The 15,864-nt window shown below is 37.7% G+C and carries 12 protein-coding genes and 1 tRNA gene; 4 read left to right on the top strand and 9 right to left on the bottom strand.

Going from position 1 to position 15,864, the window contains the following annotated elements:
• Positions 1 to 277: 277 nt before the first annotated feature.
• The 5 genes from I3217_RS13550 to I3217_RS13530 form a co-directional block, all read right to left on the bottom strand.
• Positions 278 to 1,183 (bottom strand): cadherin repeat domain-containing protein, encoded by a 906-nt coding sequence (locus tag I3217_RS13550; RefSeq protein WP_435050299.1) that lies wholly within the window; start codon positions 1,181 to 1,183, stop codon positions 278 to 280.
• Between the two features lie 406 nt (positions 1,184 to 1,589).
• Positions 1,590 to 1,663: transfer RNA gene (locus I3217_RS13545), tRNA-Ala, on the bottom strand.
• Between the two features lie 97 nt (positions 1,664 to 1,760).
• On the bottom strand, positions 1,761 to 2,942 hold the full coding sequence (locus I3217_RS13540) for a PepSY-associated TM helix domain-containing protein (RefSeq protein WP_435050298.1): 1,182 nt from the start codon (positions 2,940 to 2,942) through the stop codon (positions 1,761 to 1,763).
• Between the two features lie 61 nt (positions 2,943 to 3,003).
• Positions 3,004 to 4,230 (bottom strand): DUF4374 domain-containing protein, encoded by a 1,227-nt coding sequence (locus I3217_RS13535; RefSeq protein WP_435050297.1) that lies wholly within the window; start codon positions 4,228 to 4,230, stop codon positions 3,004 to 3,006.
• A 30-nt stretch (positions 4,231 to 4,260) separates the two neighbouring features.
• Entirely contained in the window at positions 4,261 to 6,645 is a 2,385-nt protein-coding gene (locus I3217_RS13530) for a TonB-dependent receptor domain-containing protein (protein WP_435050296.1), read from the bottom strand.
• 277 nt (positions 6,646 to 6,922) lie between these two features.
• Here I3217_RS13530 and I3217_RS13525 point away from each other — a divergent pair, with 277 nt between their 5' ends.
• Both I3217_RS13525 and I3217_RS13520 read left to right on the top strand, forming a co-directional pair.
• Positions 6,923 to 8,245: an MATE family efflux transporter gene (locus tag I3217_RS13525; protein ID WP_435050295.1), complete on the top strand. Its 1,323-nt coding sequence runs from the start codon at positions 6,923 to 6,925 to the stop codon at positions 8,243 to 8,245.
• Between the two features lie 50 nt (positions 8,246 to 8,295).
• Positions 8,296 to 8,463 (top strand): hypothetical protein, encoded by a 168-nt coding sequence (locus I3217_RS13520; protein WP_435050294.1) that lies wholly within the window; start codon positions 8,296 to 8,298, stop codon positions 8,461 to 8,463.
• 100 nt (positions 8,464 to 8,563) lie between these two features.
• On the opposite strand, the gene I3217_RS13515 is transcribed toward I3217_RS13520, so the two are convergent.
• Positions 8,564 to 9,205, bottom strand: a complete 642-nt coding sequence (locus tag I3217_RS13515; RefSeq protein WP_435050293.1) for a 2OG-Fe(II) oxygenase — start codon at positions 9,203 to 9,205, stop codon at positions 8,564 to 8,566.
• Between the two features lie 139 nt (positions 9,206 to 9,344).
• Here I3217_RS13515 and I3217_RS13510 point away from each other — a divergent pair, with 139 nt between their 5' ends.
• Positions 9,345 to 9,797 (top strand): 6-pyruvoyl trahydropterin synthase family protein, encoded by a 453-nt coding sequence (locus I3217_RS13510; protein WP_435050292.1) that lies wholly within the window; start codon positions 9,345 to 9,347, stop codon positions 9,795 to 9,797.
• Positions 9,798 to 9,955: 158 nt separating this feature from the next.
• Positions 9,956 to 10,714 carry a UDP-2,3-diacylglucosamine diphosphatase gene (locus I3217_RS13505; protein WP_435050291.1) on the top strand — a complete coding sequence of 253 codons (759 nt, stop codon included), beginning with the start codon at positions 9,956 to 9,958 and terminating at the stop codon, positions 10,712 to 10,714.
• Here I3217_RS13505 and I3217_RS13500 read toward each other — a convergent pair whose 3' ends face one another.
• From I3217_RS13500 to I3217_RS13490, 3 genes are all read right to left on the bottom strand, one after another.
• The gene (locus tag I3217_RS13500; RefSeq protein ID WP_435050290.1) at positions 10,715 to 11,983 is read right to left on the bottom strand and encodes an MFS transporter; all 1,269 of its coding nucleotides are present in this window, start codon (positions 11,981 to 11,983) and stop codon (positions 10,715 to 10,717) included.
• Positions 11,984 to 12,058: 75 nt separating this feature from the next.
• Positions 12,059 to 13,747 carry a single-stranded-DNA-specific exonuclease RecJ gene (gene recJ / locus I3217_RS13495; RefSeq protein WP_435050289.1) on the bottom strand — a complete coding sequence of 563 codons (1,689 nt, stop codon included), beginning with the start codon at positions 13,745 to 13,747 and terminating at the stop codon, positions 12,059 to 12,061.
• 184 nt (positions 13,748 to 13,931) lie between these two features.
• A complete protein-coding gene (locus tag I3217_RS13490) occupies positions 13,932 to 15,818 on the bottom strand; it encodes a hypothetical protein (RefSeq protein WP_435050288.1) in 1,887 nt (628 codons plus the stop codon).
• Positions 15,819 to 15,864: the final 46 nt, after the last annotated feature.

Here is a 15,864-nt window from a genome sequence, read left to right as displayed (position 1 = left end):
ACGCCTTTTTTTGAAATTATTTTTAGTAACACTTAAAATCAAACAGTTAAGCAAAAAGAAAGTTTTGAATCGCCTTAATCAAGGGTATCTTATATATAATAATCTTATTCCTGAAAGAGGACTTTAGCCTGAAGAAGACGCAAAACCTGCATCTAATAATCCAATAAAAAGATACGATAGTCCAAATCGGTGGAATTGGATATTACCTCCTCTATAGAATCTTTGAACTGCGTAGCTTCAACAGAAAACACTTTATAATATATTAACTTATATTGACCTAATCTATAATATATATCTGTTCTATACATATGGTATTATCTGTATAAATATTACCATCCTTGTCGGTATATTGTGTACCAACTATTGTAAACACATCTAAATCTATTGGAAAAACTATAGCTTCATCATTTTTCTTCTTATGCACATATGAAACAAAATGGTTTCCCGTTGCTTTTAATGTATATACCTCATCTGATTTTAATGGTATATCTAAATAATATAAAATATCATATAAATACGTATAGTCCCCTGCCCACCCATCAGCATCTTGAGCCTGTAAAGTTACCTTCAATAATTCTTCGCCTTCAGCATCGGTTAATTCAACTAAAATAGGCTCTGTATTATTAGAACTGAACCAATTACCAATGCTACACAGGTTTTTTTCGCTTTTAACCGAAAAGGATATTTGAAATTCATCGCCTTCAATTTCTAAAGTAGTATAGACGTCATAACTAATAACCTCTGAAAAAGACTCATAAAACCTATTCATTGCCAGTTCACATTCAGTGGTTATCCAGGTATTCACATACAAATTCAACCTGCAAGTCGCAATTACGTCCTCATTTCTAATCTCAACATTAATAATAAAAATATTGTTTAACGGAACAGTATGTATCAGGCTTTCATCATTAACCCTTATAATTCCTGTGTCCGCATCAATTTTAAACGCATTTTTAGGCGTCTGACTTACTATTGAATAGCTAAGTGTTCCTGATTTGGTTACTCCTCCAATTTTAAAAATACTATCCCCTTCAACCATTTTATTTAATTCAACAAAATGAATGGTGCTTTCGTATAAGGCTTTAAAATTAGTAATAAGTCTGTCTTCGTCTATTTCATCATTATTGTTATCAGAACATGAAAAAAGAATACAAATGGCAATTAATAAAAATAGCGGTTTCATAATAAAATAAATTTTACGCGCCCAGGGAGAATTACCATGTTATAAATCGTAACTATTCAATACTACAACTATTGAACAATTAGTAATGTAACAGCTAAACCTGAATTGTATTAGCAATTTACAGTGGAACGAAAAACCTATTTTTAAGAGGTATATTAAATTTACGATTTTTAAAGTTTGAAAAGTTTAATTTAACACGTAGCCCATTTTTTTTCGTTATAAAGCCGTATTTAAACGACTACAGCTTATGAGATCTAAATTGTGAAAGCAAGCAGCTACGTGAAATCCCTTGACTTCTATTTTCCGAATGCATTTTAAAAACTTTGAATCGACTAATTATGATTAATACTGAGAGCTTCCAAAACAAAAAAGGGCTTCAATTTCTTGAAACCCTTGCTATCACTAGTGGAGAAGATCGGGCTCGAACCGACGACCTCTTGACTGCCAGTCAAGCGCTCTAGCCAACTGAGCTACATCCCCAAAAATTTTTCTCAAAATTACATTTTTTTCTCACATAATTTCAAAAAATTGAAATTTATGTTTAAATCAACTTTCCATAAAAGTTAATCAACTAATACTAAGTTATTTTAGAATTCGCTTTCTTCTTTTTATGCCACCAAACCAAAAATCCGGTCACTGGTAAACTGGCACAAATTAAACTGATGAGGAATGCAAATACCTTTCCAGCCAAACCAAAAACAGAACCAATATGGATGTCGTAATTCATCATGGATAACTGATCTGCAAAGGACGCTTCAGAAAATTTACTTCCCTCCTGCTCTAGAGGCTCTAAACTGTACCTGTCGTAAAAATATTCGTTATGGTCGTACCAAGATCCCGCTTTATGATATACCGTAATTTCTATAGGATCATCTTCATCTTCCAAAATTGGCGTCATATACATCCCCTTTACCTGTTTATCAATTTCCAGCGTTTTATACCAGGCCTTGTCCAAAGGTGACAAGCTATCATTCCAAACCAAGGTTTTATTTTCTAAATTGGAATGAGGATGGTGATGCCCCATCTCTTTAATTTCACCACCTGAAGCAACAAAATATACCGCTTGGTCAAACCATTGAAAGCTCCAGACCAATCCGGTAATTCCCAAAATCAACCCAAACAACAATGCATAAAAGCCTAAAACATTATGTAAATCGTAATTAAGGCGTTTAAACTTTGCCCTCCATTTTATCTTAAAACTTTTATCACGATTACTTTTCTTCCAGTTTTTCGGCCACCACATCACCAAACCGGTTATAAGCAACAATAAAAACACCAAGGTAGACACCCCAACGATAGGGCGCCCAATTTCGTATGGTAACCAAAGTGCTCTATGACCATCTATGATAAAACGAAAGAAGTCAAATTGGCCACTTCCTATAGGCTGTTGTTTCTTTAAAAATTCTCCTGTATACGGATTCATAAAAACAACTGAAAAAGTACGTTTTCCGTTTTCCATTCCTCCAAACCCAACAGCTGCTGCGCCATCTACATTAGCATAAGTTAATCCAGTGGGTTTAGCATTAGGCATATAAACGGCTGCAGTATCCAGCAATTGACTAGGGGTTACATAGGGTTTGTTTTGAACCTCCACAAAGCGCCAAGGCTCCAAACTGTCTTTAATCTCCTGCTGAAAGGCATAAAAACATCCGGTAATACTCACTATAAACACTACAATACCGGAAATTAATCCCAGCCATAGGTGAAGCCAGTTATTTAATTGCCTCAATTTACTCGGGTTTTTACGCTTTTTACTCATTAGCCTCTAAAAAAGGAACCGGCTTTGCACAATAGGTACGAAAGCCGGTATATTTTATAAATTAAAATTTGAAGAATCCTGCTACGAAATTAGCTTGAATATGAGCTCCTTTGGTAGATGTATAATTAGTTGTATCCATTCTGTACAAATGGATACTACCATCTTCAGGAATACATAAATATACATAACCATTGTTATACAATGCTGCCAAACGACGACCGTCACCATTATGTAGTGGTACACCGTCTATATAATTTACTGTGAAGTTATTTAAATCCACAACAGCCGAACGTAACGGACTATCAGACCAAGTCCCCTGCTCGCTTCTAGCTGCTGTATTTACTTCTACAAAAGCCTTTCCGTTTCCAATATATTTTAAATGGGAAATATTATGACCATCGGCAGCTGCTTCAACATCGAAGAAATACTCCTGATCGAATTCAGTTTCTCCTGCATTAATTTTTAAAATTCCAGCAGGTTTGGTTGATTGACTATATCCGTTTGCAGGATTGGAGTGAGAAATAGCATAAATATTTCCAGCTTCGTCCACTTCCAAACCAGACTTAATGTTAAATCCACCAATTGGTCCAACACGGTCATCTGTAATTACTTTAATGAATTCCAATTCCGGATAAGAATATACCGCAACTTGTGCTTGATCAGTATATTCTGTTGCCCACGTTGTTGGATTGCTCATATAGTAGCTTAAAAATACATGGTTGCCCACGACGCGTAACCCTGAATATGCAGGAACAGCATCTGTTGCAGAGTGTAAATCGCTGGATGGCAATTCTACAGTCTCGGTAATACTTACAGTGTTTGCATCAAACAAACGGAAGGTAACCACACCTCCAACTGTAGAAGGTAGAGACACAGAAATCAACGTCTCATCATCAGCCTTCACCAAATCCAAAATACTTTCATTTAAAGATACATTCCCTTCTGTTGAAAGCGTTTGATCGGCATTTTGAGTGATGGCAGACACATCGGTATTATCCAATCCTCCAATACTATAAATGGTATTGTCTACTTTAGTAAAATCGTAATATCCTGGCTGCTCTATACCTTGACCTGAAGCCGAAAGCGTTCCTTCCATAACATCTTCAAAAGGCACAGTATAATAGGTAAAACCACCTTCACTCCCCTGTATTGCCAATGATAAGGCGAATGGTTTTTCGGTTACCGAACTACCAGAATCGTTACTATCATCGTCTGAGCTACAAGACATCATAGACACCGCTGCCATAAGTCCTAAACTCCATGCTGAAATTTTTCTTGATATTTTCATAGTATAAAGTATTTAATTATTGTTCTGTGTTTATAAAGCGTATCTGAATTTTAAATAGAAAGCCCGTCCCGGTTTTTGTAATTTATATTGGTCAAACAGCATCTGATCTGTTAGGTTTTTACATTCTAAAGTGAAATTGTATTTGCCATCTTTGAGGCTATAGCTAACGGCCAAGTCGTGTGAAGACTGCTCAGGAATAATTTTCTTGGAATCTTCCGATCCATATTCCGCCCAGCTTAAGAAGTATTCGTTGATGTAGTTGAAAAAATAATTGACACTTAAATGCGATTGTTTTACTACAACATCCTTAAAATCGACACCAGCATTTACATTACCAAACAAATAAGGTGTGTTAGGAATTCGAAAGCCTTTCTGGAAATTTGTTTGCTGACCAGCATAATCGTTATAGACAAAATCCGCCTGATCCGTGATATCCTGATAGGTAATATTTCCTCCCAATCGCAACCAATCTTTAAATTTATAATTAAGCGTTCCGGCATAACCAAGGGTTCTCACCTCCGCTAAATTTGCATAACTGGTTTGCGGATTCGCTACCGTTACTCTCTGATAAATTAAATCGGAAGCATTTCTATAAATAAAACTACCTTCCAACTGTACATTGTGGTTTTCTGCAGGCTCAAAATCCCATTTCGCATTAAAATTAAAATTGTCACTTTGCTCAGGCCCCAACTCTGGATTGGCCGTTACAAACAGATTGTCCCCAAATATTTCCTCTGGAGCAGGCATTCTGTAAGTGTGCTCATAAGATGCTTTTAACTGAAGGTTTTCCAATAGGAAATAAGTGGTTGCCAAACCATAACCAAAAGCATTTTTCGAATTTTTATAAGAATCTATTCTTACGTTAGGAGTACCAAAATCATATTGTTTACTGGTTTCAACATTTAAAAAATAGCCTTTTCCAAACAGGGTTGCATTCCATTTTTTGTTTGGACTAAAAGTGTACGAAACCCCTAGGTTATTTTTGTAATAAGACTTTGGAAATTGATTTTCTGGTTTATCAGGATTTAAAACATCGTCTACCTCGCGATTAAAATACTGAAACGCATGGTTAAAAGCTACAGTATGTACTTCATTTAACGCATACCCCAAATTAAATTGGGTATTAAATTCGTTATCGGTCATGGTTTCATCATTCCTTTCGCCTTGTTCGCCTTCTGTACTTCCCGTATAAATACGTTCGCCTAACCAATTATATCTAACACCAGTTAAGCTATCTAAATTAAAGGTTCTCGTAGCATTATACGCTGCGTAAAAACTGCCATCTAATCCCTCCGTAAATAAATTTGATTTACTGTATTTTAAAGTTGAAATTAAAGATTCACTATTTTGCTCTATACCTCCGTACACGGTTTCCATGGTCGCGCCCGTCTGCACATCGTTCTCATCTTTGGCCGCCGTAACTCCAATTAACAACTGATCGGCATAGCTTTTATCTACAACTCCAACTTCCACTTTCGCGGTTCCCGATTTATAAGTATCATGAAAACGTTCCACCCAACGCGTATCTTCTATATTTCCGTTGACATCGGTTATATCGGCTAAAACTTCATAATCATTATCGGAATAATTAAAGTTGAAATTTCCACGTACTGTAAATCCGGTTTCACTATTGGTGTAAGCTCCATTTACTGCTACGCGATGGGTATTAAACGAACCAAAAGTATAGGCTGCATCCAAGAAATTACTATTCTGTTTAGTGATAATGTTTACTGCACCGCCCAAAGCATCTGTACCCAAATAAACCGGAACAACGCCATTGTACACTTCTATCCTTTCAATGGAAGTCACAGGAATAGTATTTAAACCTAAGGACGAACCATAATTATCCATAGGAATTCCATCTATAAAAAATTTAATCTGATTTCCGGAAAATCCAAACAAAGAAAATTGAGAATCCGATCCTAAACCACCTTCCTCGCGAATATTCACCCCTTCCACACGGCCCAGGATACTCTGAACATCGGTTGAAAGGTTATAATATGTTTTAGCTGAAATTGCTTTAACGCTGTATGGTTCTCTTTTTACTATTTGAACTTTAGACAAGCCCTTAACTGTAACCTCATCAATTTGTGTTACATCTTCCGTTAACACAATCGCTTTTTCCAACGCTTCACCTGATTTCAACTCGATAACCACGGTTTGTGTTGTAAAACCAACATAACTAAATTGAACGTTGTGTGTCCCCGCAGGAATATTGGTTAACCTGTAGAACCCATCCACATCTGTATAAGTACCAATCCCTGTATTCATCAAAACGACATCTACACCTGTAAGAGGCTCGCCGTCACCTGAGGTTACTCGACCAGATAAACTTGCTGTTTCCGAAATTTGAGCCCAGGCGTTTGTGGTGAACAACACACAAATAACAGACATAAGATACAGCAGATGTTTCATATCAAAAACAGTTATCTTTATTTAGATTAATTTTAAATGAAATGCAAATTTAGAAAATTCACAACAAGTAAAAAACTTCTGAATCAGATAAATCAGGTATTATAAAAACTGAAATTCTATTGTTAAAAAAATATCTTAGTAATAAAATAACTCCGTAATTACTACTATTAAAAAACTAAAACATCTAAAACTCTACCAATAATCTTTCTTCTGCTTAAAGTTCAGCTTACAAAAAAATACGACCTTCGCAGATTTAAACCCAATACATCATAAAAATTTGGATCAATCCATTAGTCTAAAACACATTAACAAACTGGCGATTCCGGCTATAATTGCCGGAATTAGCGAACCTATTTTATCTATTACCGACACTGCAATTGTAGGCAATGTTAACATAAATCCCACAGAGGCCTTGGCTGCAGTAGGTATAGTCGGCACCTTTATTTCTATGCTAATATGGGTACTGGGACAGAGTCGTAGTGCCATATCTTCGATTATTTCGCAGTATTTAGGCGCCAACAATTTAGACGCCGTTAAAAACCTACCCGCTCAGGCTATTTTCTTAATAACTGCGCTAAGCCTATTAATAATTCTAATTACATATCCGCTAGCTGAATCCATATTTAAACTTTACAACGCCTCCGGACTTATCCTGGATTACGCTAAAGCCTATTATAAAATTAGAGTCTTCGGCTTTCCTTTTACCTTATTTACTATTGCCATTTTCGGCACATTCCGAGGTTTACAAAACACTTATTACCCTATGGTAATTGCTATAGTGGGATCTTGTTCCAACATTGTTTTAGATTATGTTTTGGTTTACGGCATTCCCGAAATTATTCCCGCATTGCACATAAAAGGTGCAGCTTATGCCAGCGTTATAGCTCAAATTTTAATGGCTTTATTATCGGGTATTTATTTGTTCAGAAAAACAGACATTCCATTACTTGTCTCTTTCCCTTTTAACAAGGAAATAAACAATTTCGTGGTAATGATTCTTAATTTATTTGTAAGAACTCTGGCGCTAAATGCCGCTTTATTTCTAGCCAGTTCATTCTCTACCAGTTATGGCAAATCATATATTGCCGCATACACCATTGCTATAAACTTATGGTTTTTTGGTGCTTTTTTAATTGACGGATTTGCCAGCGCAGGAAATATACTATCGGGTAAATTATTCGGAGCCAAACGACCAGATCTGTTAATTAAACTCAGTAATACATTAATCGTTTACGGTATTTTATCTGGCATCGTACTGGCACTTACAGGGGCTTTATTTTATAAACCTATCGGTCACATATTTACCAAACAACCCCTGGTTTTGGAGCAGTTTTACGACGTCTTCTGGATTGTTTTAGCGATGCAACCCCTGTGTGCTCTGGCCTTTATTTTTGATGGAATGTTTAAAGGATTAGGAAAGATGAAATATTTGAGAAATGTATTACTAGGTTCTACATTTCTGGTATTTGTCCCTACACTATTACTGTTCGACCGTTTAGACTACAAACTTTACGCTGTTTTTATTGCCTTTACCCTCTGGATGGCTGCACGAGGTATTCCGCTAATTGTAAAATTCAGACAACTTTTTTTAGTCCGGTAATATAATTCTCCTAAATTTGAAAACGACGATATAACCAAAATACTAAAATAATGATGCCCCTTATTCAGGACATAGATATTGAGCAAAAAATACAAAACGCCCCCGATTCCAGTTATCAGATAGGCGTTTTTATTGGTTCTATGTTACCCTTTATTATTTTAGTACTTGTGGCGTATCTGCTCTATAACTACAACAAAAAGAAAAACAAAGACCTATGAATATTTTAAACTTTTTAAGTGGCAACGGCCTGTTTCTTGTACTCGCTTTAGTGCTGGTAATAATTTACATTTATAACCGCACAAAAAATCGTCGTTAATTTTAACGCGTTTTCAGCCAGCCTGTAATGCTATAGCGTTTAGTATTTACAGGTTTTACCTCGTGTTCTAATACCTGACTTTCGAAAACAACCACTCGACCAGGAAACGGATAAATTACTTTTTCTACCTCAACTCCGTTTTCATCGGTATAAATAACCAACTCGCCTCCATTTTCCGGTGCCCAGTCCTCATCATTCAAATAGCACACAAACGACAGTTTTCTACGGTCGTCATTTTGAAAGGTATCTAAATGACGCTTGTAAAACGTCCCTTTTGGATATATGGCGTAATGGAATTCCTTATGCAATATCCCAAGAAAACAGGTTCTGTTTAAATATTGCACCAAAGCATTTATTTTAGAAAAAAACAGTGTTTCGGCCCCATTTTGTTCCTGCTCATCTATCCATAGAATCACATCACCGCGAATCGATTTTTCAATCGTTTCATTTACGCGATTACCAATGGCAGCCTTTTTAAATGCATCTTCCTCATATTTAAGTAAAATAGATTCCCGGAGTTTTAAAACCTCGTCGGCATTAAAAAAGTCATCTACTATACTGTACTGCTGATTTAAAAGATCATCTATGATCTTCTCGTATAACGGATTTTCAGCAACCTCCAAATGCTCAAAAAGCATTTGCATTAAAAGCGTCTATTCATTTAGTTACACTCCTAAAAATTAATACCTTAACACGTATTTCATATAAAAAGCGCGCAAATATAATCTAAAAACAAATTGCTTTCACAAATTCAATACCTTTGCACTGTTAAATTATTTTATAATGAGTAATATTCGAATCACTAAACAATTCACTTTCGAAACCGGTCATGCCCTTTACGGCTACGATGGAAAATGCAAGAATGTACATGGCCACAGTTATAAACTATCGGTTACCGTAATTGGCACTCCAATTACCGATAACTCCAATGTAAAATTTGGAATGGTTATCGATTTTGGCGATTTAAAAAAAATCGTAAAGCATGAAATTGTAGATGTATTCGACCACGCTACTGTATTTAACAAAAACACACCACATATAGAACTGGCCAAGGAATTGGAAACACGCGGCCACAATGTTTTACTGGTAAACTACCAGCCTACCAGCGAAATGATGGTCATCGATTTTGCTCAAAAAATACAAAAACACCTTCCCGATCACATCCAGTTGCATTCTTTAAAATTACAGGAAACCGATACCAGTTTTGCCGAATGGTATGCCAGCGATAATCAGTAGAGCGTTACCCTAAGCTACGCTACGGGTCAGGCTTTTGCCAGTCGCTTTTTTAAGGTTTAAAACTCTAAAAAGAGCTCCAACAAAGGCTCAATCCTTAACGCAGAACCAAATCCCGAAGCACGTTCCAAAACCGAGCAAACATTAATTATATTTACAACATGCAAATTCCCAAAGGCAAATACGTTTATTTTTCATCAGACAATCATCTGGGTGCTCCTACAACACAGGAATCTCTCCCGCGAGAGAAAACATTTGTAGCCTGGCTGGATAGCATAAAACACGACGCCGCTGCCATATTTTTATTGGGCGATTTGTTCGATTTCTGGTTCGAATATAAAACGGTAGTTCCTAAAGGCTTTGTAAGAACACTGGGGAAACTTGCCGAATTACGGGATGCAGGTATTCCCATTTACTTTTTTGTCGGAAACCACGATTTGTGGATGGACGATTATTTTGAAACGGAACTCAATATTCCTGTATACCACAAACCTCAGGAATTCACTTTCAACAATAAGACGTTTTTAATTGGCCACGGCGATGGTTTGGGACCGGGAGACAAAGGTTATAAACGCATGAAAAAAGTATTTACCAATCCGTTTTCAAAATGGCTTTTTCGTTGGTTACATCCTGATTTAGGTGTGCGTCTGGCTCAGTACATGTCTGTAAAAAACAAACTTATTTCCGGAGATGAAGACGCGAAGTTTTTAGGCGAAGACAACGAATGGCTGGTACAATACTGTAAACGTAAACTGGAAACTAAAACCTACGATTTTTTTGTTTTCGGACACCGACACTTACCAATGGAAGTAGCGTTAAAAGAAACTTCTAAATATTTTAATCTGGGCGATTGGATTAATTATTATACCTATGGAAAGTTCGATGGAGAAACATTCGAACTAAAAAAACTGGAAAGCTAATTACGCTTCATTTTCATGAGCTTCAAGATCTTTTCGTAAATCCAGACGTCTGAATGTGGGGGATACTAAGCCAGTTGCTATAACAATTAACAAGGTCATACTACCACCAAAAACTACAGCAGTAACCGTACCCATTAATTTTGCGGTTAATCCACTTTCAAAAGCTCCCAACTCGTTAGAAGATCCAACAAACATGGAATTTACCGAAGCTACACGACCACGCATATTATCTGGTGTTTTAAGTTGTAAAATCGTCTGACGAATCACCATGGAAATACCATCAAAAACCCCACTGAAAAATAAAGCACCAACAGACAGCCAGAACCATTTGGAAAGTCCGAACACTATTATAGATGCACCAAAACCAAAAATGGCCACAAGCAATTTCATTCCCGCATTTTTATTTAAAGGCACATACGCCGAAATAAGCATGGTAATACACGCACCAATGGCCGGGGCCGCCCGAAGTACACCAAAGCCCTGAGGCCCGACTTTTAAAATATCCTGAGCAAAAACCGGTAAAAGTGCGACAGCACCTCCAAACAATACCGCAACCATATCTAAAGTAATAGCTCCCAAAATGGCCTTGGTATCAAAAACAAATTTCACACCTTCTTTTAAACTTTGTAAAACAGGTTCGCCTATTTTAGGGTTCAAAATGGGCTTTTTTGAAATTTGAGTCAAAGCTAACAATGCCGTTATCGCAAAGCCTACAATTAAACACATAGACCAGTGCACCCCAATTAAATGAATGGAAAAACCTGCCAGCGCCGGACCTAAAACCGCTCCCATCTGCCATACCGAACTACTCCATGTGGCCGCATTAGGATATAGTTTTTTAGGTACCACTAGCGATAACAACGAGAAAATTGTAGGTCCCAAAAACGATCGTACAAATCCACCTAAAAATACTAAGGCATAAATAGCATATAAAATCCACTGTTTTGAAAACCCTTCGACAACTTTAGGCCAGGTTAATAAAAATAGCCCTAAACTGATGACCGAAAATCCTAAAATACATTTAAACAATAAACTGCGCTTTTCTTTCTGATCGACTATATGTCCAGCAAATAAAGCCATGGACACAGCCGGAATAACTTCCATTAAGCCTATTATTCCCAAAGACAATGGATTTTTAGTTAAACTATAAACCTGCCATTCAATAACGATAAACTGCATAGACCAGGCAAACACCATGGCAAAACGCACGAGTAAAAACCAATTGAATTCTTTATAACGCAGCGCAGCGTAAGGATCTTTTTGTTTCATAAACTATGGACTACCATAACAAATGTACAAAAGTGAATTTCTAAACTAGATGAAGAAACCTTAAAAGCAGGAGCTTTAATTTAAGTCCCGCAATTTTAATTGCAAACTCACCGTACCATTCCAGTGATTTTCGTCCACAGAATACACTATACTACAAGGTTTTGTTGTAGACATTACCGAAATTTTTTCACCCAGACCAAAACCAATACCCGTAAATGTGGGCGAATTTCGTTGTTTTAATACGACTCTTAAATGATCTTGTTCTTTCCCCACCTGCTTGCTGTATCCCGTATCCAGAATATCTTCACTCATAAAAATTGGGGTCATATTACCGGGACCAAAAGGCGCAAATTGTTTTAAAATACGATAGAACTTAGGTGTGATATCTTTCAAATCAATGTTGGCATCGATTTTTATTTCCGGGGTTAGCAATTTTCTGTCTATCGTATTACTTACAGCATCTTCAAAAGCCTGTTTAAAAGCCTCGTAGTTTTCTTCTTTCAAAGTTAAACCCGCTGCATATTTATGTCCTCCAAACTGCTCGATGTGTTCACTGCAGGCTTCAAGGGCATTATAAACATCGAACCCGATTACTGAACGGGCAGATGCCGCCAACTTGTCGCCACTTTTAGTAAATACCAGAGTGGGCCTGTAATAGGTTTCTGTTAATCGCGAAGCCACAATGCCAATTACGCCTTTGTGCCAGTCGTCCTGATACACCACTGTGGTTAACCTATCCTGTTCCTTATTTTGTTCTATCTGACTTAAGGCCTGCTTTGTAATATCCTGATCGGCTTCTCTTCGGTCTAGATTAAAACTTTCAATTTCGGCAGCGTATTGTTCTGCTAAATTAAGATCTGTTTCGGTTAACAACTGGACTGCATAATTTCCGTGCTTCATTCGTCCTGCTGCATTTATCCTTGGCGCTACAATAAATACCACATCGGTAATCGTAAACTCGGTTTTGTCTACCTGATTTAAAATAGATTGTATTCCTGCTCTGGGTGAACTATTTATAACCTCTAACCCGTAATAGGCCAGAATTCTGTTTTCTCCGGTAATGGGTACAATATCTGCTCCAATTGCTGTTGCGACTAAATCCAGATACGTTCCTAAATCCTGAATAGTTAAGCCTTGTCTATCAGCCAGCGCCTGAATTAGCTTAAAGCCGACGCCACAACCACACAATTCTTTGTACGGATAGTTACAGTCTTCGCGTTTTGGATCGAGTACCGCAGCAGCTTCAGGGATTTCCGCGCCCGGTCGGTGATGATCACAAATAATAAAATCGATACCTTTTTGCTTGGCGTATGCGACCTTATCAATTGCTTTTATACCACAGTCTAAAGCCACAATTAAAGTAAAGTCGTTATCATCGGCGAAATCTATTCCTTTAAAAGACACGCCATAACCTTCATCATAGCGATCTGGAATATAGGTCGCTACATTATCCTGACGCGTCCTTAAATACGAACTCATTAAAGCAACCGACGTTGTTCCATCCACATCGTAATCACCATAAACCAGAATATTTTCTCCGCGCTCTAAAGCAAGCTCAATTCGCGCAACAGCCTTATCCATATCTTTCATTAAATACGGATCGTGAAGCGCATTTAAATCAGGTCTGAAAAATGACCTGGCTTCTTCGAACGTTTCAATGCCCCGTTGAATAAGTAAAGACGCTGTTAAATCGTCTACCTGTAAGGCGTTTTTTAATGCTGATACTTTATTTAAATCTGGTTTTGGCTTTAAAGTCCAACGCATAGTCTTAAATCTGAAGTCTGTTTTTTACCATCGCGTAAATGCCTGTATACATTTACCTCTGCAAAACTGCGAAACATTTACTTAACACCACAATATTTTTCTATTTAAAACAATTATCCTTTCATTTTAATCATTATAAACCCAAATACTAATAAAAAAGAGCTTACATTTTTAAAATAAAATATTACTCAGGTAAAATACAAGCCTTGCTCAATTGTTTCAGACTCATCTCCAATCCCTGTTCCAAGGTTTGCTGCATGACTTTGGAATCATCATCATGGCACTGTAAACATGCCCCAACCAATAACAAACGCTTTTGTTCTTCAACATTAAAAGGCCTGAAATTGGTTCTTGTTGATGTTGGCTCTTGGGCAGTTCCCTCCTTCATAAAAGGAATCCAGGCATCTTCCGGTAAACCATCGTTAGGATTTAAGGCATATTCTGGAGTAAAGACCCATTCCCCTATTTCTTTATTTGTTTGATATACCAAAGTTCCGTTGCCATAGCCCAAAGTATAGGGATTGGCATGGCAGGATTTACAGTCGCGCACCGCTTTAGTAGTGGTATGTGGTGAATTTGGAGCAAAGAGTCTATGAAAGGACACATCGGTATCAGGTTGACCGCTGTAGCTACCTTTATCTATGGTCATGACCATCCCCGGTATGGCGGGTTCAACCATAATACCGTCGTTATGTTCCCTAACTCCTAAAGCCGGTTGCGAGGCCGAAAACTCAGCAACATATTCCTTCCATTGGCCTTTCACCAATTTCTTATCCAACAAATCGAAGGCCTGGGCTTCATTGCCTTCAAACTTATTGTGGCAACCAATGCAACGTGGCGTCCATGAGGAATGACAGGCACTACAACTCACATTTTTATGGGCATTGTCACGAGAACACACAGCCGATTGGGGAGCCAAAGGATGCAATTTCTGATCCTTTTTTCCAATTAAAAAGGCATTCCCCAAAGAGTCCACATAGGTATTTATTAAAGGGTGCCCATCTTTTTCTGCAATTAATATTTCTTTGTCACGGTGCTCATAACCTCTATGTAAATAAACCAATCTACTTTCCCTATCAATTGAATCGAAAGGAACCGTACGAGGCTTGGATTTGAAATGGCAATCATTGCATTGCAGGGTAACGGCATCTTCGGCGTGGGCATAGGTCTTACCATCTCCCATCACCTCATGCGAGGAATGACAATCGATACACAATAGACCCTTTGTATGATGTACGTCTTCCTGTAACTGCTTATAGACTCTTTTGTCTTCCAATACCACATACCCCTTGGCATGGACCACCTCAGCTTCATCCAATAAAGTTTCCTGAAGCCCTATGTAATTGGTGGAAATCCTACTGGAACGGCTATGGCAGCCAAAACAATGGGTATCATCCATAAACACATCATTGGAAGGATGTACTTGTGGCAGCTGGGTTTTGTTAGATACCATGTAACTAGAAAGGTCTGCTTTGGCTTGTTGGGAATAATTTAAATGACAAGCATTGCACCCTCCCCCCCGACTTAATTGGGTAATAGGCCCATAATCGGTTTTTTGGGCTCCCAAATGGCAATTGGCACATAAATCCCGTAAGTGTTTATCGGCAGCCGAATACTGCAAGTCTTTAATGTGGTAATAGGCATTCAAGCTATCGGCTTCACCAAACACAAATTTATCGACCGCCACCAACCCACTATTGGTAGTCATAAGGGAGTGCTCTACATTGTGTAATTCGTTGGCATGGCATTTTCCACAGGTCTTTTGGGCATCGGCTAAATTACCCGGTATCAAAACCATGCTTTCATGCGCTTCCTCTTTATTAAAGGAACTTGTATTTCCCAAATGGCAATTGGCGCAGCCTATGAGTTCCGGATTGTGGTATTCTGAAAACCCCTTGGTTTGCTGATGGCACTGCAAACAGGATTCACCTCCAGAAACAACCTTACCTTCATATTGCTCCACTGAAAATTCCTGAGACCTAAAAACATCCGTATGCCTCACAACATAAAGCAAGCCAAATAACAAAATGGCCAGTGCAAAAATCCATCTAAAATAGGTCTTTTCTTTCATAGTGAGCGCTTGTTCAAATTTACAATAAATCTACCCCCAAAACACT

The organism is Formosa sp. S-31 (assembly GCF_051172795.1).
In the GTDB taxonomy this organism is placed as follows: domain Bacteria; phylum Bacteroidota; class Bacteroidia; order Flavobacteriales; family Flavobacteriaceae; genus Formosa.
Note: the sequence above shows the minus strand (reverse complement) of the source record. Positions and strands in the feature narration are given on the sequence as shown.